At 45.3% G+C, this 21932-nt stretch carries 19 protein-coding genes and 1 pseudogene; 2 read left to right on the top strand and 18 right to left on the bottom strand.

The features are described 5' to 3' along the window. Nucleotides 1-178: 178 nt before the first annotated feature. From DPO_RS22390 to DPO_RS26860, 6 genes and pseudogenes are all read right to left on the bottom strand, one after another. Nucleotides 179-1659, bottom strand: a protein-coding gene (locus DPO_RS22390; protein WP_456072976.1) for an ISNCY-like element ISDph1 family transposase whose coding sequence is annotated in 2 segments (ribosomal slippage) — nt 179-1210 and nt 1213-1659 — 1479 coding nt in all. Because the reading frame shifts where the segments join, the coding sequence is not laid out codon by codon here. Nucleotides 1660-1822: 163 nt separating this feature from the next. After that, a complete protein-coding gene (locus tag DPO_RS25390; protein ID WP_006968665.1) occupies nt 1823-2020 on the bottom strand; it encodes a hypothetical protein in 198 nt (65 codons plus the stop codon). Beyond that, nucleotides 2017-2436: a hypothetical protein gene (locus DPO_RS22380; RefSeq protein WP_152427792.1), complete on the bottom strand. Its 420-nt coding sequence runs from the start codon at nt 2434-2436 to the stop codon at nt 2017-2019. Before DPO_RS22380 ends, DPO_RS25390 begins: the two co-directional genes overlap by 4 nt. A 299-nt stretch (nt 2437-2735) precedes the next feature. Continuing rightward, nucleotides 2736-3350, bottom strand: coding sequence for a DUF4760 domain-containing protein (locus DPO_RS22375; RefSeq protein WP_006968663.1), 615 nt, complete (start codon nt 3348-3350; stop codon nt 2736-2738). Nucleotides 3351-3531: 181 nt separating this feature from the next. Further along, on the bottom strand, nt 3532-3762 hold the full coding sequence (locus DPO_RS22370) for a hypothetical protein (protein WP_006968662.1): 231 nt from the start codon (nt 3760-3762) through the stop codon (nt 3532-3534). A 520-nt stretch (nt 3763-4282) separates the two neighbouring features. After that, nucleotides 4283-4738 (bottom strand): annotated as a pseudogene (locus DPO_RS26860) (transposase); the annotation flags it as partial. A gap of 305 nt (nt 4739-5043) precedes the next feature. On the opposite strand from DPO_RS26860, the gene DPO_RS22360 reads away from it, so the two are divergent. Both DPO_RS22360 and DPO_RS22350 read left to right on the top strand, forming a co-directional pair. Next, entirely contained in the window at nt 5044-6090 is a 1047-nt protein-coding gene (locus DPO_RS22360) for an IS110 family RNA-guided transposase (RefSeq protein WP_006967780.1), read from the top strand. 545 nt (nt 6091-6635) lie between these two features. After that, on the top strand, nt 6636-6929 hold the full coding sequence (locus DPO_RS22350; protein ID WP_006968659.1) for a transposase: 294 nt from the start codon (nt 6636-6638) through the stop codon (nt 6927-6929). A gap of 232 nt (nt 6930-7161) precedes the next feature. Here the strand turns inward: DPO_RS22350 and DPO_RS22345 are convergent, their stop codons facing one another. The 12 genes from DPO_RS22345 to DPO_RS22295 all read right to left on the bottom strand — a co-directional run bounded on the left by DPO_RS22345 (nt 7162) and on the right by DPO_RS22295 (nt 21919). Then, a complete protein-coding gene (locus tag DPO_RS22345) occupies nt 7162-7614 on the bottom strand; it encodes a DUF2141 domain-containing protein (RefSeq protein ID WP_006968658.1) in 453 nt (150 codons plus the stop codon). A 110-nt stretch (nt 7615-7724) separates the two neighbouring features. Beyond that, nucleotides 7725-8609 (bottom strand): alpha/beta fold hydrolase, encoded by an 885-nt coding sequence (locus tag DPO_RS22340; RefSeq protein WP_152427791.1) that lies wholly within the window; start codon nt 8607-8609, stop codon nt 7725-7727. Nucleotides 8610-8679: 70 nt separating this feature from the next. Beyond that, nucleotides 8680-10128: a coproporphyrinogen-III oxidase family protein gene (locus tag DPO_RS22335; RefSeq protein ID WP_006968656.1), complete on the bottom strand. Its 1449-nt coding sequence runs from the start codon at nt 10126-10128 to the stop codon at nt 8680-8682. A 418-nt stretch (nt 10129-10546) separates the two neighbouring features. Next, nucleotides 10547-11614 (bottom strand): response regulator, encoded by a 1068-nt coding sequence (locus DPO_RS22330; protein ID WP_040012255.1) that lies wholly within the window; start codon nt 11612-11614, stop codon nt 10547-10549. A gap of 11 nt (nt 11615-11625) precedes the next feature. Beyond that, complete coding sequence (locus DPO_RS22325; RefSeq protein WP_006968654.1) at nt 11626-12003, bottom strand: response regulator; 378 nt, start codon at nt 12001-12003, stop codon at nt 11626-11628. Next, nucleotides 11975-14572: an ATP-binding protein gene (locus tag DPO_RS24230; RefSeq protein WP_160166945.1), complete on the bottom strand. Its 2598-nt coding sequence runs from the start codon at nt 14570-14572 to the stop codon at nt 11975-11977. Before DPO_RS24230 ends, DPO_RS22325 begins: the two co-directional genes overlap by 29 nt. A gap of 124 nt (nt 14573-14696) precedes the next feature. Beyond that, a complete protein-coding gene (locus DPO_RS22315; protein WP_201765665.1) occupies nt 14697-17780 on the bottom strand; it encodes an EAL domain-containing protein in 3084 nt (1027 codons plus the stop codon). Between the two features lie 174 nt (nt 17781-17954). Then, nucleotides 17955-19598 carry a hydroxylamine reductase gene (gene hcp / locus DPO_RS22310; protein ID WP_006968651.1) on the bottom strand — a complete coding sequence of 548 codons (1644 nt, stop codon included), beginning with the start codon at nt 19596-19598 and terminating at the stop codon, nt 17955-17957. A gap of 132 nt (nt 19599-19730) precedes the next feature. After that, entirely contained in the window at nt 19731-19853 is a 123-nt protein-coding gene (locus DPO_RS26530) for a hypothetical protein (RefSeq protein WP_268870654.1), read from the bottom strand. Nucleotides 19854-19939: 86 nt separating this feature from the next. Next, complete coding sequence (locus DPO_RS22305) at nt 19940-20479, bottom strand: HPP family protein (protein WP_006968650.1); 540 nt, start codon at nt 20477-20479, stop codon at nt 19940-19942. A gap of 23 nt (nt 20480-20502) precedes the next feature. Continuing rightward, the gene (locus DPO_RS22300) at nt 20503-21096 is read right to left on the bottom strand and encodes a CBS domain-containing protein (protein ID WP_006968649.1); all 594 of its coding nucleotides are present in this window, start codon (nt 21094-21096) and stop codon (nt 20503-20505) included. Nucleotides 21097-21124: 28 nt separating this feature from the next. Further along, a complete protein-coding gene (locus DPO_RS22295; RefSeq protein ID WP_006968648.1) occupies nt 21125-21919 on the bottom strand; it encodes a HEPN domain-containing protein in 795 nt (264 codons plus the stop codon). Between the last annotated feature and the right edge of the window lie 13 nt (nt 21920-21932).

Raw genomic sequence — 21932 nt, 5'->3', positions numbered from 1 at the left:
AAACCCCTATTTTAGGATTTTCCGAGGCCGATGCCTGACATAATTTCCAATTAATGTTTTTCCTGCTATCACAAACCTGGCAAAGTGCTTCAATATTTGTCGTTTTTTAACGACTTTCCCATTTTTTGGACACACCTGTAGTGTTTGACGTGCTACTTTTTGATGCGACGGCCTTTTTTTACGCGGCTTTTCGCTGTTCAGACCGTTGCAGCTGCTTCAGCCTTTTTTGTTGTATATGATGACCCATAATCTGGAGATTTCTTGCCAGAACAGACAGACCTACATATCTTTTAAATCCTTGAATGCCATGATCCGGGCATCTGTCCAGACCATGATTTTCCAACCCGTTTATGGCCGATTCCACCGCTGAATGTTTTCTTTTTAAACGAATAAAATCGTCTGCTGTTTCTTCTTCAAATTCAGCCTTGTTGCATCTGCCTTTTTTCGGGAGCACCAAAATGCTCAATGTATCCTTCAGGTCCTTTTTGTTACCAGGTGTATAAAACCCTTTATCAAAACTGCATCCCTTGAGACCAGAAAATTTGTTTTGGGCCGACGTTACCATTGCAACGGCCACTTTATCATCGGTTTCTTGCTCCATCACCCGGTGGTGCAGGATAAACCCATACTGGTCTTCCAGGATGCATACCCGCAGTCCCAATTCTTGGGGAACACCGGCTTTGCCTTTTGAAATCCATTCTGTATGGGGTTCGAAAATTGAAAAAATCTTGTCTTTATGTGGGATCTTTTCATCCTGCAAAACCCGGCGTTTTATCAGGCCAATTTGCCAAAGCGCATAATTGATGTATGTTTGCAACTCTTCCACTCGGGCTTCATTCATAATATCGGAGGACTCCGTCATTTCAATGGTCAATTCCGCTTTTGAAATGTATTTTTCAGCAAGTTCAATATAAGCTTTGTGTGCATCCATGATCTGCCGGGCTCTTTTGGCCTTTTTCTTTTCATCCGCGGATGTGGAATGTTTCAATCGCTGAACTATCCGATACAGCCGTTTAAATTTTTTGATATTATATGCTGATTGCCGCCACATACTCGTTCCAATGCCCTGGCTGATAATAGCGGCAATTTGAATCATTTTTCGGACTGCATCAAAAAGCAGGTTGATGTCTGTGGGAAAATGAACATCGGTTTCAACAACGAATGAATCACACCGTCCCATCAACACCTCTTCGTCCGAAGTTTTTTTTTCATCAGAAGTTTATGACCTTCTTGTACAACCAGGGTGTTGATTTTATCAAGAATGTCAGGTGTCAGAAGCCTGACATTATCTTTTAAGGTCTGGAGCGGATAGGTTATGTCATCGTCCATCATGCCATGACCCAGCATCTGCCTCAATGTTCTGTGGTTGTTCACCATCTCCCGGAGTTTATCGTAATCCCAATTGCAATTGAGCCGTATGGTGCCCATCACAAGAATTTTCCACAGGTCCATTCCCGGACGTCCATTTTTGGAGTCGGTGTCTTCCGGAATCACATTTTTGAGGATGACAAAAACTTTTTCTCGAAGTTCTTGATCGCAATAGATATGCTGGAGCCCCAAAAGTAGCTTGGGAATTTCATCCCTGGCTCTCATGTCAAGTTTGATTTGGTCGATAGGGGTCTGCCCGAATGTCATTTGTGGTTCAAAAATTTTACGCAAAACAACCTCGAAGTTTTGTTGGGGTGTTGAAATTTGAACTGCTTTCTATGACTCTCATTTTTTAAAATCTCTTTAATTATTAATTGGTTATATTAACATAGTAATCAGTTAAAATCAACAAGTAATTCAATTTCAAGTAAAGATTTCAAACAAATTTTAGCCATTATACCCATGAAAAACGTGGGGTTTTGAGTTTTCGGTCACACACTAATTCTATTATAGAATCGTAATCATTCAATTCATTGCATTGTAAACATTTGATCATATCTCCTGAGGAAAACTCTTTTCCATTTTCTCCTTCTAACGGGGCATTACAAAAAAGGCATAATAAAGAGATTTTAATTTCTTCGGGTATACTCATGTGTTTACTCCTGAAAATATTTTAATCAATAAACCAACCAGAGCTATTATTGATCCTAAAAAAACGAACAAGCCTTTATGATCTTCAATGTAGTCAGATGTTTTTTTTAAAAGTGTTCTATTTTTTAAAGCTTCTTTTTTCTTCTGAAGAGATCTTGCAACCCCGAAGCCTGTAGTTGTTAGAATTAATTCTCCATATTTGCCAGCCCCAAGAACGAAATGCTCAAGCCATTCATTTGCAAAACACCTGTCAGCTAATTTTTTTAGCTCATCAAGGGATAGTTGCTTATTGTATTTAGTGTTCATTAGCTCAAGCATTGTATCATCTATGCTAAGAGAAACCATTTTGCGGCTTTCTCCCTTTTCATCCATTTTTTCGAGAAAAATGTTTAAAATGTCATATTCATTTGGTTTCATATTTGAGTTCATGAAATTAATCCATAACGTTTCAAAATCTGCGGCTTGTCCGTCAGCATTTTGGTGGTTAGGGACTTTGTTTTTATCTCGATTATTCCTATGTTGCTCTTTTTGACCCCAAAAAAGCGATTATAGGCCCGTTTTAGGGGGTGTTTTTTAAGCTATCTCCTTAATTGATAACCTTCTTGCTCGGTCCGACCCCAACCCCAAAAATACTATCTCAAAAATGAAGCTTAACTTCGATTTCAGTTTTTTGGGGAGGATCACGACTCCTTTTGTACTGTTAGATTTGCAATTGATTAATCTGCCCAAGATTTTTCAAGGTTCTCAAATCGTATCCAGATTTCATTATCATTATAATGATGTCTTTTATTATCAATATATGCTTTGAATCCCAAATAATAAGTCTTAACAATAAGGGCAAAGAAATCTTTTAAAATCATCTCATCTACTGCATCGGATTTAATATAAATTGCCATTCGTTCTAAGAAATTTAAAATGTTTAAAATAGTTTTACGTTTTGCTTCATCATTGTCGATAATTTTTAATATTTCAGTAACCTCTCTATCCTTTATCTCACCTAAAATTTTTGCACCATCAATCGGGTTGGCCATTACCACATCTTTATTCCATTCAGAGATAAGTTCAAACGCCTTATATTGTTTTTTCCTATTCATCGATATTCGTGAAATTTCGTTGGCTTCATACAAAGCAAGTATTCTATATAAGAGCGCAGTAATCGCAATGCCAATTGCCAGAATTTTTAAAAGATCTAAATACCTATCTAAAATTGTTAAATTATATTCTATAGATAAATATAGGTAAATTGAAGTAGCAATGAGGGTTAGCAGAGTTCCAATATAAAGAAATTTATAATTAGTATTAATTGTAATCTTCAATGAATCTTTTTCCATCCGATTCCTCCATATAAAGATCTTAGCATCGCTGCAGGTACCGTGAATAATGCAAATAACCGGTGCAAATGTAGCGCAGCGGAATTTGCATCCGAGTTAATTTGCCTTGTTGGACGGACCGTTCGGCGCCGGCTACGCGTGTCCTGCGTCCTGAAGGTCGAATGGCATTGTTGCCTCCTTCTTAGCCGTAGATGATGGCCTGGGCTTCTCGGGTGATGTCAAAACGGTCCTTTCCTTCGATGTCTATTTCGAAGTCGTATTTCTTTTTTAGATAGCGCTTAATGCGTTTAGGCCCCATGCAGTGGAGGTTGAAGTCCAGACCGAGTTCTTTACAGCGCTTCGCATCACCGGCATATTTGCGCTTATTGAAGCCACAGCCAAAGGTGTCGTTAGATTTCTCTTCGCGTATCATTTTTGAACCAAAATTACGGTTTTAATGTCATTTTTCAGGTTCTTTTTTCAGATATATTTTTGTAATTGCTTATAGTTGGGGCTTTTGTATTTGCGATAATTTGTATATTCTTTTGTATCTGGTTCAAAATTTCTTTCGTCCAACTAAAAGCGTTTTATCAGTAGTCCCGCCCAAAAAAATACCGGGACTGTTAATTTTGATATACTGTCGTTGGTTCCGAACTGGTCAATCCGGCGAGCGGGATTATTGATAAAATGTTGTTGAACAATGCCGCGGATCAATTGCCGAAACACTAATTTGAGCTATGGGTTTTATATCGATTGTCTTACGACTACGCAAGGAGAAATTGTCAGATTTTTTTGATAAAACAGTTAAAATGTTATTTTTTATGGACCTCATGTCGCTTGTTCCGCATAAACAGGGAGGTCCGGTAAAACGGCTGTCTGATTCATGACACACCCCTCTGGTATGGCCTGATGCCATTATCTTTGCCACAACTTGTTTCATATCAGAGGCATCTTTACGAGGTGTTCCAGGCAGCCTCCTTTTTCGGCGGAAGAATATAGTTTCCATATTCCGGCAGCAGCTTAAACAGTCGGGCCAGACGTCCTTTGCCGCATTTAGGGCACGCTTTGATATTAATGCCCGTAAGTCTTTGCATCATAGTTTCCAGGGATTCGATATCAGGTCGGGTAAATTCCTGACTATTATCCTGTATCAGCTCCCGAATGAGTTTGATGTTGTTTTTTTTGTATCGGGGAGACAGAAAACCAAAATGCCGGATTTTCTTAAACCCTCTGGGTAATACATGGAGCAGGAACCTTCGGATGAATTCCGTTGCATCAAGCGTCATTTCTTTGATGGCGTTATTTTGTGCCCGGTCTTTCCAGGTGAAAATAACTTTTCCATTTTCAAAAGATTTGATGCGGTAATTTGAGATGGCCACTCTGTGCGTGCACCGCCCGAGATACGCAAGGACTTTTTCAGGCCCGGAGCATTCAGGAGTTGCTGGGGCACAGCAATATCAGATGGATCTGTAGGCCGGGCAAGGGAAATAGCTCCGCTCTGTCGGTTACATCAATTGGGACCAATGGGGCGCTGATGCTGTATCCTTATATAGTAAAGAGAATTTTAAAATGCAATAGGGAACGGAGAAGCCTCGGGATAATCGCCATTTAGATAATATGAGAAGGCTGATCCCTCCGACGAGCTGTGATATAATCACGCTAAATTTTTAACGCAGTCACCCAAAGGGCTGCAAAGATTAAGGAGGGACCAGCCATGAAAAATACTATCACAATTGGAATCGATTTGGGAGACAAATTTCACATAGCAGTGGTATTTGACGGTGAGGGCAACGAACTGGAGACTGCCCAGGTGACCAATACAAAGGCCGGTGTCAGCAAATTCTTTCAGCGTTACAAACACGCCAGGGTGGCCATGGAGGCGGGCACTCATTCTCCGTGGATCAGCCGTCTGCTGGGAGAAATGGGGTTGACTGTCTATGTTGGCAACCCTCGCAAATTAAGATTGATTTGGGACAGTGTTGATAAATCCGATGCCCGTGATGCTCGGATATTGGGGATGGTCTGTCGGATAGAACCCCGGTTATTACATCCGTTGAAACACCGCAACAGCCAGGCACAAGCAGACCTTTCATCAATCAAGTCCCGTGATATGCTGGTCAAGAGCCGCACCCAGCTGATCAACCATATCCGAGGGCTTGTCAAGACCAATGGAGAGCGTTTGCCCAAATGCAGTACAGCGAGTTTTGCCAAAAAATGTGAACCCCTTGTGCCCCCTGAGCTTCGATCTGCTTTGGATGCTGTGTTTCAAACCCTCTTTCATTTGAACGAACAGATAAAGGCGCTTGATCTTCAGATTGAGCAGCTGAGTATGGAACGGTATCCGGAAACGCAATATCTACGTCAGGTAGCCGGTGTCGGTCCGATCACCGCGCTGTGTTTTGTGTTGACCCTGGAAGATCCTGCACGCTTTGCCAAAAGCCGTCAAGTGGGACCATTTTTAGGGCTGACACCCCGGCGGGATCAATCCGGAGATACTGACAAACAGCTTCCCATTACCAAGGCAGGGAATACTTACCTGCGCCAATTACTGGTGGGAAGCGCCCAGTATATTATGGGGCCGTTTGGGCCGGAGAGTAACCTGCGCCTGCATGGGATGTCGATTGCCGCCCGGGGAGGCAAAAACGCCAAGAAACGGGCGGTGGTTGCAGTGGCTCGGAAACTGTCTGTGCTGCTACATCGACTGTGGGTGACCCAAGATAAATATCAACCGTTTTATGGCATGAACAAAAAAGCGGCCTGAAGATGATTATCACCAAATTTAACAAAGGGTTCAATAGCTGAAGCATGAATATTTTAAGGGAAGATAACCCGATTTTAAGGGGGCCAGCCCCCTGTCCCCCCGGGATTTATCGCTTTGAGGACAAAAGCATGAGGGAGGGACAGGTACAGTCGCGGTGTACCTGCCCTCATGCCTTCGTCACCAGCTGCGGCGCTCGGGTTGCTTCCAAGCATTGCCCTATCCTCCGAGCCGGCAAAAAAAATGATATCATTGCTGGTAAAAAGATCAAGAGGGATATGGGACAATTTGATAAAGGTTTCCAACGTCTCATCCAGGAGACTGCGAAAATTTCCTTGCAACAGTCAGTCGCCGCTGACGTGCAACGATTGCGTCATTTAGATAGCAGCTCCTGCCCACGGATATTAACATGCACCGGGGCAAATGGCAGCCCCACAAAAGAGTGCGGATGGAAGCGTGACGGTCGAGACTTGTTGGATGGAGGGAAAGGATAATTCGTGAACGAATTTGTCCTTGACAAAAGCCTTCTCATGGAAGGAAATTTGGCAATGCTGCCATTTTTCCTAAATGGTTATGTATCGTCTGTGCTCAAGGATGTGCCCCACCGGCAATGGGTATTCAGTATTCCCAAACGGCTGAGGATTTATTTTTTCTTTTATGAGGTTCTCAAGATGCTCAAAAAAGAGGGCAAAATAACGGACGCCGTTATCGAGAATCTGCTTTCATGGCGCCATTCAGGTTTCCATGTTTATATCGGTGACTGGATCTTTTCCGATGACCAGGCCGGTCTCGATAATCTTGCCCTATCCTACAACAACTGTTTTTTTAGCTGGACAACCTGATAACGAATTTCTTGTTGAGCTTCTGTGCTCAGTTTTCGGGCGTCATTTTTTTTCATGCCCCTTTTAAGGCTGCATCCATCAAAACTGAAACCCAAACATTGACATACTCCCCCCTCCCATGTAGTTTTGCGTTAGCATTTTGATGGAACGTGCACGAAAAGGTGCGCCTGGTCTGAAAAATGCTGAAATACGCCAAATTACCCGATTTGATGTAGGCGGCTATCAAGTTTCATTACAGATAAATTACTTTTATAACTTTTTCCATATCAGATTTTACTAAAAAACTCGCTTTAGAAAAATTAGGGCGATCTGACATTCCAATGGATTCATAATTTGAAAACCCGATGCCCTCACTTGGAATTGGCAGAAGGAATTTCTTGTCTATTTTTCCGTTTTTATTTTCATCGTGTAAAATATTTACGGCGTAACTTCCTTTTGGTAAATCTGTAAAAATAAAAGTGGCTGTGCCATTTTTATCAATTTGCGAGACACCCTTTTTGAAATAATTCTTGTATTTCTCATCCGGAATGGAGCCATCTTTGTTGTACAATGCAAACAGAATCTCTCCTTCAGAATTCCTGAATCCTACTGATTTTACCGTTAATGAATAGGTTTCTTCAGGAGTTGCTTCACTAAAGGAAAGCATTGCAAAAGTCAGTAATAACAGGACTGTTTTTTTAATCATTTTTTTTCATCCCCCTTTTAAGGCAAATTACAGACAAAATGTCATGTAAACATTTGCCGAGTCAATATTATAGCTGGGTCTCCCGCCATCTTAAAAACGCTTCCCCATTTTCAAGACACCAGCCCCCCTATGCCCCTTTCTTTATTCTTAACGAACTGAAGTACGATAGGCCATATTTCTGCCTTTGCATTTTTACTGGCAATCAATCTTGGATGGTTATAATTTTCTAAGTAACCCGCTGCTTTTGAGCAAACAATGATTTTCTTTTGTGTACTGCCTAAAGGCTTAAGCATTTTTCGGCACCCATCGGGTGGTGCTATGATATCATTTCTCCCTGATATCAATAAAGTTGGCAAGTGAATGTCCTTCATTGCCTTGTAATAGTTAAAGCCGTCTTTTCCTATCCATTTTCCAGAACGGTTCCATTGGCACCATTGATTTAAGAATCCCGAAATTTCATCTTCGGGTCCCAGCCCAAAAAACGGACCTGGTACTTTACCAAAAAATCGATTAATGATCGGAATCGTTCGTGTAATTACTTGACCAAAACACGTTTTGCCTACACCAAAAGCTTGTGATCCTATTCCCACAAGTCGTTCTATTGCATACTGCTGATGAAGATTTCTTGCCATATATATAAACGGCAAAAATCCACCTCCACTATGGGCAACCCAAATACAGGATTTCTTATTAGTCAGTGTAAGTACCTTTTGAATCACAGCAGGAACGTCATTTAAGGCAAAATCTTCTGCATCCGGAAAAAAGGATCCGTATTTGCTATTCCCATGTCCAACCCATTCGTAAATCCAGCACTCAAACCCATTAAAATTTAAAAATTCCGCAAGCTTCGCGCAAATAATTGCGTTTGAAAATGTCCCATGTGTTAAAATTACAGGTAAAAAATTACTTGTTGGATTTGCGTAATGGTAAAGAGCTATTTTACTATGATTTTTACTTTTAATAAGTATCGGTCTAGGGAGAGTCTTTTCCATCATCTTTTCTTCTTATTGTTCTTGATAAGGGATCAATTCTTTTCGCGTTTTTTTCTCACGAAAAACTTTAAAATCAGGAAATAGCGACTTCAATTTCTTTTTTTCTTTCATTCGCAATGAGTCCCTGAATGAGTGGTGTTCTAAATTCTCCATTATTTATAAAATGAATGTTCCCATCTTTAATTTTAATCCAGCCCATTTCCGTCAAAACCTTCCATATATGACTATAATCATCAACAACATTTGTATTAAAGAGCTTTTCACATATTTTAACATCAATACAAAGAGATTGAATCATATGAAAGAGGACAGCAAGCTTCAAATCTTTATCCTCATATAGATACCCTGTCATAAAAGGTAGGTTATCCTTTTCAATACATGAATAATATTTTTCCAAGTCAATATGGTTGATATAAATTGTACCGGGTTTTTCAAAAGTTCCCGTTAAGCAATTGAGAGCACCAAATCCCAACCCCAGCATGTCTGTACCCACAAAGCCTCTTTCGTTGTCATAGCTCAGAACATTCCGTACATTTTTTTCAAAAAGAAAATTCTCATCATTCCCGTCATCTTTCATAAAATCATAGCTTGTAAGCTGTTTATAGCCTTTTGAAAGAAGGAAGTTTTTTGAAGAATGATAAAGATTTATAGTATCTTCAATTGAAGGAATTTTATCTTTCAGGTTTTGAGCAAAATAGCTTGGGCAATACTTGCCTGCTATATTTAATTCATAATGGGTAATATGTTTAACACCTTGATCGACAATTACCTTAAGGTCATTTAAAAGAGATTCTTCGTTTTGTTCAGGCCATCCATAAATCAAATCAACACTAAGCTCCAGCCCGATTTTTTCACACCAACCAATGACATCTAAAACCTGGCGCTTTGTCTGTTTTCTTCCACTGTATTTAATAAGTTCGTCATTAAGTTGTTGAACACCCATGCTAATTCTTTTGATTCCACAGTCTCTAATACTTTTCAGCTTTTTCTCAGTGAAAAGTGCTGGAATCCCTTCGAGTGTCATTTCAATATCTTCAGGAAAATCACTAAAAATATTTTTCACAATACCAATAAGTTTAGGGTAATCTTTAGCTTTAAGAATATTTGGTGTCCCCCCGCCAAAATATACGGAGGCAAGGTTACATTTATTATCAAATTTATCAGCATATATTATAGATTCCTTTTCAAGGCTCATAAGATACTTTTCCACTTCCCCGTAATTTGTAAAATCATGTGAAGGGAATAGACAATAACCACACTTTGAAGGGTTCGTTTTCAAACAAAATGGTATTGAAACATACAAATTTGTATTTTTATCGACGTTTTTATAAGTTCTCAAAAACTCTCTTTCTTCTATGAACCTGTTAAGGTCTATATCCTTTTCTCTCCAATAAAAAGGAGAGGGATGAGCAAACAAAACCTTGTTGGCCTGGCGAAATTTAGAATTTTTTTCGAGGTAATTCATAACTTTGCTACGCAATTCCTGATCACTTGGAATTTCCTCTGGTTTTAAATCAAGCATAATAATCTCCTTCAGAGTCAATTTAGTTCATTTCTACTAACGCGGGAAACCCGCAACCCAGTTGCCCCTCTTCATTTTCTTGTTTTTTTAACAGAAACTGAAGAGTAAGGCACTAATCCGGTAAATATATGTTGTACGGCTTTTTAATCTTTTTCCATATAACGAAAAGCGTTTTATCAATAGTCCCGCCCACAGGTAGCCCAAGACTGTTTGGTTCATCAAAATTCTTTGTTACTGACAGTAAAGTTGTTCTGGCAAGGGGGTTATTGATAAAACGTTGTTGAACAGAGCCGCTGGTCAATTCCGGATACTACTATTTTATCTATGGGGTTTATATCGTTTGTGGCCTGACTGTACAAGGATAAATCGGCATTTGGCGGATTTGGCAATACTGCCGTTTCCGCCAAATGGTCACGGATTACCCGCCGTGGGGCGAAACCCTTTGCATTTTATAGATATTTTCAAACTGTTTATGCATGTTACTGAAAGCCTCAAGAACAAGGGGGTTAAAATGCGAGGGCATGGTCCTCCCATCTCCTTCCAGGATTATTTTAACGGTTTTCTTGTGTTCAAAAGGCGGTTTATAGGGTCTTCTGCTCCGCAGCGCATCATACTGGTCGGCAATATTCATAATCAGTCCTTCAATCGGGATCTCATCTTCTTTGATGCCCTTTGGGTAACCGGTTCCATCCCATCTTTCGTGATGTGATACAGCAATTTTTTCACCCATCCGGAGAATTTTCGATGATGATCCCTCAAGAATTCTTCCACCGATGGTGGTATGGGTTTTCATCAGGGCAAACTCTTCCGGATTGAGCCGTGCCGGTTTAAGGAGGATATCGGATGGAATCCCTATCTTGCCGATATCATGCATGGGACTGGCATAGAGAATCGTCTCCTCATCCTCTTCAGACCAGCCAAGACTCCGGGCAATGAGCGCACAGTATAATCCGACTCTTTTTATATGGCTGGCCGTATCCTCATCTTTGTATTCTGATACAACGGTAAGCCTGTCAATGGTATCCACATAACTTTTCTTGAGTTCCGCCGTTCTTTCCTTCACTTCAGTCTCAAGGGTTTCATTGTACTGCTGCAGAAAATCCTCAAATTCTTTGACCTTCAGAATATTTTTTGTTCTGATTAACAGCTCTGCCTTGTCAACAGGCTTTGTGAGAAATTCGGTTGCACCTGCCTCAAGACCTCTGTTTTTCGATTCCTGATCAGTGAGGGCAGTGACCATCACAACAGGGATGAACCGGGTGGCAGGGTCTTTTCTGAGCTCTTTGCAGGTCTCGTAACCGTCCATCCCGGGCATCATGATATCAAGGAAAATCAAGTCGGGCAAAATTTCTTTGGCCCTGTTCAATGCTTTGAGTCCGTCTTGAGCGGTTTCAAGGCAATAGCCGTAATGCTTTAATATGGCCTCCATCAGCCTCAGGTTTTTTTCTTCATCATCGACAACAAGAATGGTTGCCTTTTTTTTCATATGCTCTTGAATCATTTGGATACCTTGATTGTCTTTTTAACAGATTTTAAAAATTGGTTTTTATCAATGGGCTTTGATATGTAACCGGTAAATCCTTCAGCGAGCAGGCGTTTTCTGTCTCCGGCCATGGCAAAGGAGGTAAGGGCAATCACAGGGATACCTGCTGTTCTCTGGTCAGACTTGAGCATGTTCAATGCCGTGATCCCATCCATCACGGGCATCTGGATATCCATGAGTATAAGGACAAGGCGGGGAAACTCTTTTTTGGCAATTGCCACCCCTTTAGCGCCGTTTTCGGCAGTCAGGATTTCATAACCAAGGGACCTGGTTATGATACTGAACAGTTTCAGATTTTTTTCATTATCCTCTATGATCAATATTTTCTTCATGATCCACCTGTGTTACCGGAATCACAAACACAAATCTGCTTCCTTGACCAGGTGTGCTTTCTGCCCAGATTCTTCCGCCATGAAGTGCCACAATATCCTTGCAGAGCTTCAGGCCAAGTCCTGTGCCCTCGTGTTTCTTGGTCAAGAATGATTCAATCTGTTCAAATGGCCGGAATAATTTTTCCATATCTTTTTGAGCAATCCCGATTCCGGTGTCAATGACAGAGATCTCGATTTGTGCATCGGTGATTCTGCGTGCCTTCACAGTTGTAAAACCCCCTTCAGGCGTAAATTTCAAGGCATTGCTTAAAAGATTGAGCAACACCTGTTTTATTTTGATCTCATCTGCTGTGACAGTTCCGATATCTTCATCTGGTTCCGATGTCAGGCTTACACCATGCTTCATCGCTTTTTCTCTGACCATTTCAAGGCTGCTGCCAATCAGATCCGCAATTGAAATTTTCGAAATTTCCAGCTGCATTTTTCCAGCTTCGATTTTTGAAAGATCAAGGATATCATTGATTAATCTCAGAAGGTGTCTTCCGCTTTCCCAGATATCGTTCAGGTATTGTTCTTGTTCATCTGTTACCGTTCCTGCCATGCCGTCTCTGATGACCTCTGAAAACCCTATAATGGAATTGAGCGGGGTTCTCAGTTCATGGCTCATATTGGCAAGAAAATCGGATTTTGCCCTGTTGGCTGCCTCAGCCTGAATCATTAATTTTTCCGCCTCCTTGTTTTTTGCTTTTAATTCTGTGACCAGGGCCTTGAGCTTGAGGTTTACCTCCTCGATCTGTTTTGTCCTTTTTTCTATCGTGTTTTCAAGCCCGTCTATCAGCCGTCTGTTTTCAATTGCTATGGCTGCATGGCCGGCAAAGATCTGAAGGATTTTAACCCGGTCCTGTATGAAAAAACCGGGTCTCTCACTGTAACAGATCAGGGCGCCGATACACTTTCCGCTTGTAAAGACAAGGGGCACCCCCAGGATAGCTGCATAGTTTCTTTTTTCGGCATCTTTTCGCCACGGGGCAAAATCCGGATGATCAGCTGTCAGCAGGTATGGTTTTTTTGTTTTTACGGCTATCTTGCAGGGGGTTTTGTCAGCAGGGATATTTTCAGATACCATTGTCATAACTGACAAAAAATCTTTTTCAATGCCTGTATGTGCCACAGGCGTGATGTTACCACAGCAAACAAAACTTTCCGATACACTGCATTCTGAATGTGCCGCAGGCGTGACATCATGGTTCGGCCCCGGATCCACCAGCCCGAGCCATGCCATTTTCAAACCGGCAATTTTCACGGCTGTATCACATATCATAGAAAAAAGTGGCGATACTGTGTCAGCACAGATAATCTCAGCAGAAGCATCTGCCAGTGACAAAAGCGCTTTGCTGTGTTGATCCAGTCTGTCTTCTGCCTGTGTGCGTTCAATAATTCCAGCCAGTGTGTCAGCCACGGACTCTAAAAACACACTCTCTTTGTCCAGCTGCTGGTGACCCTCTGACAGGTAAACCACATATACCCCCAGCACCCTGCCCATGGACAGAATCGGGACATTATAATGCCCGTGGGAAGTCATCCCGTCATAATGGATGTCATGGTGGTCATCGATACAGTCGGCAAACTGTATCTGCCTGCATGATGCCGCCTGGCCGCACAAACATTTTCCAAAGGGAACCCTGGCACAGGGGGTTTGAATCGGTGCTGTAAATCCTTTTTGTGCAGCAAGAACCAGCACATCCGGTTCATCTTTGACAAGAAAAATACCGCCCTGGGGTTTGATCGGAAGAAACGGAACAGACAGGATAATATCAAGGGCTTTTTCCAGGATTTTTTCCAGAGGAATTTTTTCCAGAGAAATCTTGAGCAGAGCGTTCAATATATCCTGAACCTGCAGATTCTGCCTGATCATTGCCTCGGTCTTTTTTTGTTCCATATGATTTTTGCTGAGGGTTGCCGCCATTTGGTTGAATTTTCGGGAAAGGTCTCCTATCTCATCTTTGGTTGTCACAGCAATCTGTGTGTCCAGAACCCCTTGTTCGATTTTATCGGCAGCTGTAAGCAGGTGCCGCACAGGTTTAATAATGGTATGTCGCACATAAATGACAACAAAACCTGCCCCTGAAACAAGAACGGCCAGAATGATCCCCTTGATGATATTGTAATAGGCTATTTCCTTTTCTTCATGTACCACAAGTGATTTCACAAATACGTCTATATCCTCTGGTTTGTCCTTGAACGCTGTGTGACATGCCGCACATGCTTTATCTTTTTTTTCAGAAGGCCACTTTGTTATCTTGAGCAGAAGTGGTTTCTGGAGCTTCTGCCATTGATCAGACAGATGATCGAGCTGTGATCGTGCCTCTGTATAATGTTCATCCAGCAGTTCCAGTCCGAGTTTTTCACTCCCCTGGCCCAGGCGGTAAAGTATCTGTTCATATTCATTTACCGCAGCCGTTAACCTGTCCACGTATTTTTCTCTGTTTTCAGACGATACGTCTGGATCAAGCATTGCCTGGGCACTGTGTTTTATCTGAACGGTGAGCATGCGCAGTTTGACGGCCATCTCAATCCTGATAGTTTCACCGTTGATGTGGTTCATCAATTTGAAGTCTGTATAAAAATATGAGACAAGTGTCACTACCATGATGAGGGTTATGAATATAAACTTTGCTGTGAGGGAACGGTATCTAAACATGATTTTTTCCCTGGTGTGTTTCTTTTACACCGGTTTTTGCGGCCTGTTTATCAGCGGCATTTGCCTTAACCCTGATGATTCCCCCGGCTGCAAGCAGATCCAGAAACAAAGCTTCCGGCACGGGCCGGCTGAACAGATACCCCTGGCAGGCCCGGCACCCGGCGGAGATGAGAAAGTTCAGCTGGGTTTGGTTTTCCACGCCTTCGGCAATGACGTGAAGGCCCAGGGTGCGGCCCATGGCGATGATGGTTTTAACAATGGCACCCTCCTGAGGGCTGGTGCCAAGATCTTTGATAAAGGAGCGGTCAATCTTCAACTGCTCCAGGGGCAGGTGTTTCAGCTGGGAAAGAGACGAGTATCCCGTGCCGAAATCATCCATGGAAAAACCGATGCCCAGGGTCTTGAGTTTTGCCATCCTGGCTATGGTGTCTGCGACATTTTCCAGCACCAGAGACTCGGTCAGCTCCAGCTTGAGCCGGGCCGGATCCGCCCCCGTGGCGGCGATAACCTGCTGCACATCCTTGACAAAACCGGGCTGCCGGAACTGGTAAGCGCTGACATTGACCGCCAGACCGAGGCTGCCGGCACCAGGAATATGTGCCCAGGCTGCCAGCCGGCGGCAGGCCTCCTCCAGGACCCAGTGACCGATGGGCAGGATCAGCCCGGTTTTTTCAGCCAGGGGGATGAACTCACCAGGCGGAACCATGCCGCGGTCAGGATGGGCCCAGCGCAGCAGCGCCTCGGCACCGATGATCCGCCCGTCTTCTTCTACCTGTGGCTGGTAGTGGAGGACAAACTGTCCCTGCGCAGTGGCCTCGCGCAGATCTGTCTCCAGGGTGGTTGCCGCTTCCAGCGCCACCTGCATGGCCGGGTCAAAAAAGCGCACGGTGTTGCGGCCGGCATCCTTGGCCGCATACATGGCCGTGTCAGCCCGTTTGAACAGCTCTTCAACCGGGGTGTCGTGGCCGCAAAACAGACTGATGCCGATACTTGCCGTCAGAAAGTGTTGGTGGCCGCCAAGCGTTACCGGCCGGTCTAAAAAAGAACGGATCTTTTCAGCCACATGCCAGGACCGGGTGACCGCCGTTTTTTCATCCTCATCCAGGTCCTTGAGGAGCACCACAAATTCATCACCGCCCTGGCGGGACACCGTATCGTCCCCGCGCATCAGAGTCCGCAGACGGCCGGCTGTCTCGATCAGCAGCTGATCACCCACATCATGGCCCCTGGTATCGTTCACTGTCTTGAAGTGATCCAGGTCCAAAAACAGGACCGCCCCGTAATGTCTGGAACGTTCACCAGAGACAAGAGCCTGTTCCAGCCGGTCCCGGAGCAGACGGCGGTTGGGCAGGCCGGTCAGGGGATCAAAAAAAGCCAGGTTGTGGATATCCGCTTCGCGCTGTTTCTTTTCCGTGACATCCACGGCAATTTCAGCAGCGGTTTCCACCTCGCCCAGATCGTTTCTGGTCATGGGAAAGGCCTTGGTCTCCACATAGACGGGATTATCCTGGGCCGTGTGATGGGTATGCAGGGTGCTGTGGTGTGGGTTACCAAAATCAAATACATGCTTTACCGCGCAGTCGCAGCCGTGCATGTAGCAGGGCTGGTCAATCTGATGCGAGATTTTATAGCAATGCCGGTTGACAATCTCTCCTAAGGGCCTGTTCACAGATTCTGCAAATGCCGGGTTGGCAGAGATGATCTCAAAATTGCGGTTGACAATGATAAAGCCTGCGTCAACGGCATCAAGAACATTGGCGACCATGTCCTGGGCCTGCATTTTTTCCTGCCTGGCGTTGAGCAGCGGAGCGACATATCCGGCCAGCTGCTCCAGCATCCTGATATCCTCTGCTGTGTAACCGCTCTTTTTGTTGGCCACCTGGAAAATACCGATGACCTTGTCCTGGAATATGATGGGCAAAGACATATGGCGGATGATGGGAATGTGTCCTGCCGGCACCCGGCATACCGGATCGTTGGTATAAACCGTTCTTTTTTCCCTGACGGCCCGGGGCCAGCTGCTGTCATCCCAGGTCTTTCTGGGAAAAACATGTGTCTTTTTTGAAACCCGGCACCTGTCCCAGACCTCCCGGGTCATGGCAGGCACCACCAGATCAGCCTCGTTGTTGAGGTATCCAAAAAAGCCGTAACGGCTTTTCCCAGCCTCCAGAACCACCTTCAGCACCTCCGGGAATATCCGGTCATGGCTGCGGGTGACAAAAATTTCAAGGATGCGGTTTCTGAAACGCAGTTCCCGGTTCCGGTTGAAAAGCGCGGCCCGGGTCTGTCGGAAAAGCAGCAGCACATATCCCAGGGCGATAAGGGCAATACCCAGCCGTATGAAATGCCACAGCCACCAGTTGGACGACCAGATGCCGGACATGGAAAACAGCAGGGTGGCCAGGCCGAAGAACAGGCACAGAACCGCAAATATAAGATCATCTCCGGTTTTATCCGCCTGGTATCGAAGACTGAAACGCACCATCGTCGCAAGAAAAAGCCCTACGCCGATGAAATTAAAACTTCTGGCGGCAGGGATGAATTCCCCTGCGATAATCATCATTGGAAGAATGGACGGGAATGCAACTGTCACCACCCCAAACACCGTGGCGGCAATTGCCGTACTCCAAAGGATGATCCAGGCCCACCTGGAACGGGCAGCATGTGCCGGCAGCCAGACCAGGGCAAACAAAACACCGCCAACCAGCGTGGCCGTGCATTGCAGCCAGACACAGCCGTGACCCGGCAGTGTTGCAGCGCGGCCATCACCAAGCAGACCCGTGTGGATCAAACCGGCAACAGCCCAGGCATGAAAGCCGTGGAGCAGGCCCATGCCGATCAGACCGGCGGCAATCCAGATATAATGGTCCTGGTTGTTGCGGTCATGGCGGATCATGAGAAGAAAGGCGGCCATCATCAGGGCAGCCAGTGCTCCCAGGGCCTCAATGACCAGGTGGAACGACACTGCCTCCCAGCGTACAACCGGCAGCAATTGATCAACCAGTCCGCCGATAAAGGCAATGAGCAAAGCGGTCAGTACCAGAACGAAAATGGGTTTGTCGCTAAAATGTTTCACAATGTTTTCTTTACAGAGGCGGCCCCCTTTCCGCTTCATCTACCACATTGTGTTAGAACAGAAAGCTGTTATTTGTCAAGAAAAATATATCCAGCAGAACGCGTAAATGTTTGACCGCCGCCTTCTTAGCCGGCGGCGGTCAGACATTCATGGATTTTTCAATGATGAACCAGATCAGTTGCCGGCCATCATGGCGGCGATGTCTTCGTCCACATCACCCGTGGGTTTGATATCAAAGTTTTCCACCAGGACGTTGAGCACGGCCGGGGATACAAAAGCCGGCAGTGTGGGCCCTAAGCGGATCCCCTTGACACCTAAGTGCAACAGGGCCAGCAGCACGGCCACTGCTTTCTGCTCGTACCACCCGATGTCAAAGGAGATGGGCAAATCGTTGATATGGCCTGCGCCGAACACATCCTTGAGCTTCAGGGCGATGACAGCCAGAGAGTAACAGTCGTTGCACTGCCCGGCATCCAGCACTCTGGGGATGCCGCCGATGTCGCCCAGATCCAGTTTGTTGTACCGGTACTTGGCGCACCCGGCTGTAAGGATCACGGTGTCTTTGGGCAGTTTTTCCGCTACTTCCGTGAAATAGGCCCGGTTTTTCATGCGGCCGTCACATCCGGCCATGACGATGAACCGTTTGATGGCGCCGGATTTCACGGCATCCACCACCTTGTCGGCCAGGGCCAGAACCTGGTTGTGGGCAAATCCGCCCACCAGGGTACCGGTTTCGATTTCCTGGGGGGCCTGGCATTTTTTGGCACATGCAATCACTTCGGAAAAATCTTTGGCTTTGCCGTCTTCCCTGTCCGGAATATGGGTCAGGCCGGGATAGGACACCACGCCCGTGGTGAAGATGCGGTCCTGGTAGGTATTTTTCTTTTTAATGGGAATGATGCAGTTGGTGGTCATGAGGATCGCACCGTTGAATGTCTCGAAATCCTCGTTCTGGTGCCACCAGGAACTGCCGTAATTGCCCTTGAGATGATCATATTTTTTAAAGGCCGGGTAGTAGTTGGCCGGCAGCATTTCGCCGTGGGTGTAGACATCCACGCCCGTACCTTCGGTCTGTTTGAGCAGTTCATCCATGTCTTTAAGGTCATGGCCGGAGATGAGAATGCCGGGGTTGGTACCTACGCCCAGGTTGACTTCCGTGATTTCCGGATTGCCGTAGGCACCCGTGTTGGCCTGGTCCAGAGCGGCCATGGTGTTCACGGAACATTCACCGGCTTTCAATACCATGCCCACCATTTCGTCCACGGACAGGTCTTCCGTGGTGGAGGCCAGGGCATTGAGGATGAATTCATAGATCTCGTCTTTTTCCACGCCCAGAATAGCGGCATGGTCGGCATAGGCGGCAATCCCTTTCAGCCCGATAACGAGCAGTTCTCTTAAAGACCGCACATCTTCGTTTTCCGTGGCAAGCACACCGACTTTTTTGGCTTTTTCCTGGTATTCGGCCTCATTGTCTGAAAACCACACTGCGGCGTCGGGCAGGGCGCCGGCAGCTTTACCTTCCACTTTATCTTTGACCGTTTTTTTGAATTCCTGGGCTTTTTTGATCCACTTGACCAGATTGGCATCATTGAAGTTCACATTGGTGATGGTGGTGAACAACGCCTTGGTCACAAACCGGCCCGCTTCCCGGGTCAGGTCCACACCCGCAGCCTTGCCTTGCTTGGCCAGTACCGAGATGCCTTTAAGATTGAAAATCAACAGATCCTGGAGATTGGCCGTGGTTTCTTCTTTCCCGCACACGCCCCTGACGGTACATCCGGTGTTTTTGGCGGTTTCCTGACATTGAAAACAGAACATGGTGTTGCCTCCTTGTTGTATGTTGCGTTTAAGTTGCTTTATGTGTCAACCGGTCATCGGGCTTTTTCAGCCGGCGGACGTTTGGTTCGATGTTAACGTAGTACAGATGAACGGTTAATTCCTTGATATGGATCAAGGTAGTATCATAATCTTAAAAATTATTTTTTTAAACTGTTTTTTGATATCTCCTTTAAACTGTTTTTTTGAACCACGAAGGGCACGAAGCGCACGAAGGATCATAGAAAGATCGCTCATTCCCTTCATTTCCAAACTTCGTGGCCTTCGTGTTCTTCGTGGTAGAATGCAATGGCCAATGTCTCGACACTATTAAGTGAAATTGTTTACCACCAGAACTCCGGATATTTTCTGGATTCGGCAATGTTGTTGACAACCAGTGCCACGATCAGCATGATGATAACGCCTGTGAGCACGGGAAAAAACACATATAAAAAGCCTAAGCTGTGAATTTTTTCACTGCCGATCACGGCAATCAGGGCCGTGGCCCCGCCCGGCGGATGCAGGGTTTTGGTGGCATGCATGGCGGCAATGGCCGTGGCCACGGCAAAGGCGGCGGCCAGCCAGGGAGCGGATCCCAGCATCTGCCAGGCCGCCACCCCGATGACGGCGGAGATCAGGTGCCCTCCCACCAGGTTTCGGGGCTGGGCAAGCGGGCTTCTCACGGCCCCGTAGATCAATACGGCCGAGGCCCCGAAAGACCCGATGAGAAACACCAGATCTCCGTCAGAAAAAAAATGGTAATGCAGCAAAGCCACGGGTATGATCCCCAGAAACGCCCCGAGCCAGGACCATGCAATTTCGGAAAATCCCACACCCGGCGGGCTCTGGCTGCCTCCTTTCATTTTTTGGAAAAAACCCGACACGATATCACCCCCTTTTTTACAGATTAACACATGGTCTGGATCAGATCGGATCTGGCAACGATCCCTGCCAGCCGTCCGGCGTCATCAATGACCGGGACCCGGTTGATGTTGTGGCGGTCCATGATATCTGCCACTTCAAACAGCGGGGTGGTGCCGGAGATGGTGACGGCAGGGGAAGACATGATCTCTTTGGCTGTCAGTTTTTTGATATCCGCGGCAATGCAGCCTTTTTTTTCCAGGCATTGCAGGATCACATGCATGAAAGAAGGAGATCCGCCCCCTCCCATTTTTGACAGAAAATCCTTTTCAGAGATGACCCCGGCAAGGGTGTTGTCCGGCTGGATCACGGGCATCCCGGAGATGTCATGGTCGGCCAGGAGCCGGACCACCTCGGCAAGCGGTGCGGTCTCCGCAACCGTTACCACCTGGCTTGTCATGATCTGTTCCGCGGTGATGGCATGTTTCAGCCGGTGCAGGGCATGGTCGTAGGCCACCCCGTAGATCTCCATGAAATCGGACGGGGTGATGTCCAGGTATCCGGGGATTTTTTTCATGGCCCCGACAATGTCCTCGTCAGTAATGGTCTGCCGGCATTCATTGAGTGTGCTGAATTTCATGAATCCTCCTGGAAATTTTATTATGAGCTTATATTGATTTGTCAATTCCTTCGACTGAATTTGTTATAATCTCATCGATTGCCAAGACCAACGTTTTTGTCGCCTGCACTCTGATATTTACCCATGAAAAAGTAATTTTTCGTAGACCGTGGCCATCAACATCAATGCGTTCAGTTGGTCGATCAGCTCGATGGGTAATTTGGTTTCTTCTGGCAAGTAGATCACCGATCAGCCGTTTTAAATTCCGGGCAGGTTCACCACAGGTTTCTTCAACTTGTTCCCAAAAATTTCGAATGGCTAACATGTTGGCGATTTGATCAATAGACTTTAGGTCGTAGAGGACTTTTTTTTCGAAATTCCTCAAGATAATTTTTTGCAAGCGTAAATCCGGATCGTTATATTTTTCAACAGCAATATATTCTTCCAGTGTTAAGGTCAGGTTCTTGAGACGTTCATCGACCTTTGATCGTCGAAGACGGAACAGAGTCGGTACAACCTTGCAGACAGTTTCCCACAAAAAAGTCTCAAGAGAGGTACAAGTCATAATCACTGCCTGTCTAAGAAGAAAATCGACTCCGCCTTCTTCCATGTTTGCATCAGGAAAGCGTATTGCCGAATGAGATAAAATAGCAATTTTGTCGTTTGCCACGCATCTGATCTGAGCATTTTCCGGCACTCCCCAAAAATTGCTCACAGCCTGTTTGAAATAGTCTGGAAGGTCTGATTGCCTTAAATCACTAGCCAACTGGTACATTTGCAGAAGCCTTTCAACGATGGCAAAGTTCTGATTGAAAATAGTTTGTGGATTTATGGATGTTGTCATTTTTTGTCTCCGA

The sequence above is a fragment of the Desulfotignum phosphitoxidans DSM 13687 genome (assembly GCF_000350545.1).
In the GTDB taxonomy this organism is placed as follows: Bacteria; Desulfobacterota; Desulfobacteria; order Desulfobacterales; family Desulfobacteraceae; genus Desulfotignum; species Desulfotignum phosphitoxidans.
This window is presented reverse-complemented; position numbering and strand designations above follow the sequence as displayed.

Bases quoted from the DNA above. Each gene is read 5' to 3' on its own strand.
- DPO_RS25390 (WP_006968665.1), bottom strand. From the start codon at position 2,020: ATGAGTATACCCGAAGAAATTAAAATCTCTTTATTATGCCTTTTTTGT.
- DPO_RS22380 (WP_152427792.1), bottom strand. From the start codon at position 2,436: ATGAAACCAAATGAATATGACATTTTAAACATTTTTCTCGAAAAAATG.
- DPO_RS22375 (WP_006968663.1), bottom strand. From the start codon at position 3,350: ATGGAAAAAGATTCATTGAAGATTACAATTAATACTAATTATAAATTT.
- DPO_RS22370 (WP_006968662.1), bottom strand. From the start codon at position 3,762: ATGATACGCGAAGAGAAATCTAACGACACCTTTGGCTGTGGCTTCAAT.
- DPO_RS22360 (WP_006967780.1), top strand. From the start codon at position 5,044: ATGAAAAATACTATCACAATTGGAATCGATTTGGGAGACAAATTTCAC.
- DPO_RS22350 (WP_006968659.1), top strand. From the start codon at position 6,636: ATGCTGCCATTTTTCCTAAATGGTTATGTATCGTCTGTGCTCAAGGAT.
- DPO_RS22345 (WP_006968658.1), bottom strand. From the start codon at position 7,614: ATGATTAAAAAAACAGTCCTGTTATTACTGACTTTTGCAATGCTTTCC.
- DPO_RS22340 (WP_152427791.1), bottom strand. From the start codon at position 8,609: ATGATGGAAAAGACTCTCCCTAGACCGATACTTATTAAAAGTAAAAAT.
- DPO_RS22335 (WP_006968656.1), bottom strand. From the start codon at position 10,128: ATGCTTGATTTAAAACCAGAGGAAATTCCAAGTGATCAGGAATTGCGT.
- DPO_RS22330 (WP_040012255.1), bottom strand. From the start codon at position 11,614: ATGAAAAAAAAGGCAACCATTCTTGTTGTCGATGATGAAGAAAAAAAC.
- DPO_RS22325 (WP_006968654.1), bottom strand. From the start codon at position 12,003: ATGAAGAAAATATTGATCATAGAGGATAATGAAAAAAATCTGAAACTG.
- DPO_RS24230 (WP_160166945.1), bottom strand. From the start codon at position 14,572: ATGGCCGTCAAACTGCGCATGCTCACCGTTCAGATAAAACACAGTGCC.
- hcp (WP_006968651.1), bottom strand. From the start codon at position 19,598: ATGTTCTGTTTTCAATGTCAGGAAACCGCCAAAAACACCGGATGTACC.
- DPO_RS26530 (WP_268870654.1), bottom strand. From the start codon at position 19,853: ATGAGCGATCTTTCTATGATCCTTCGTGCGCTTCGTGCCCTTCGTGGT.
- DPO_RS22300 (WP_006968649.1), bottom strand. From the start codon at position 21,096: ATGAAATTCAGCACACTCAATGAATGCCGGCAGACCATTACTGACGAG.
- DPO_RS22295 (WP_006968648.1), bottom strand. From the start codon at position 21,919: ATGACAACATCCATAAATCCACAAACTATTTTCAATCAGAACTTTGCC.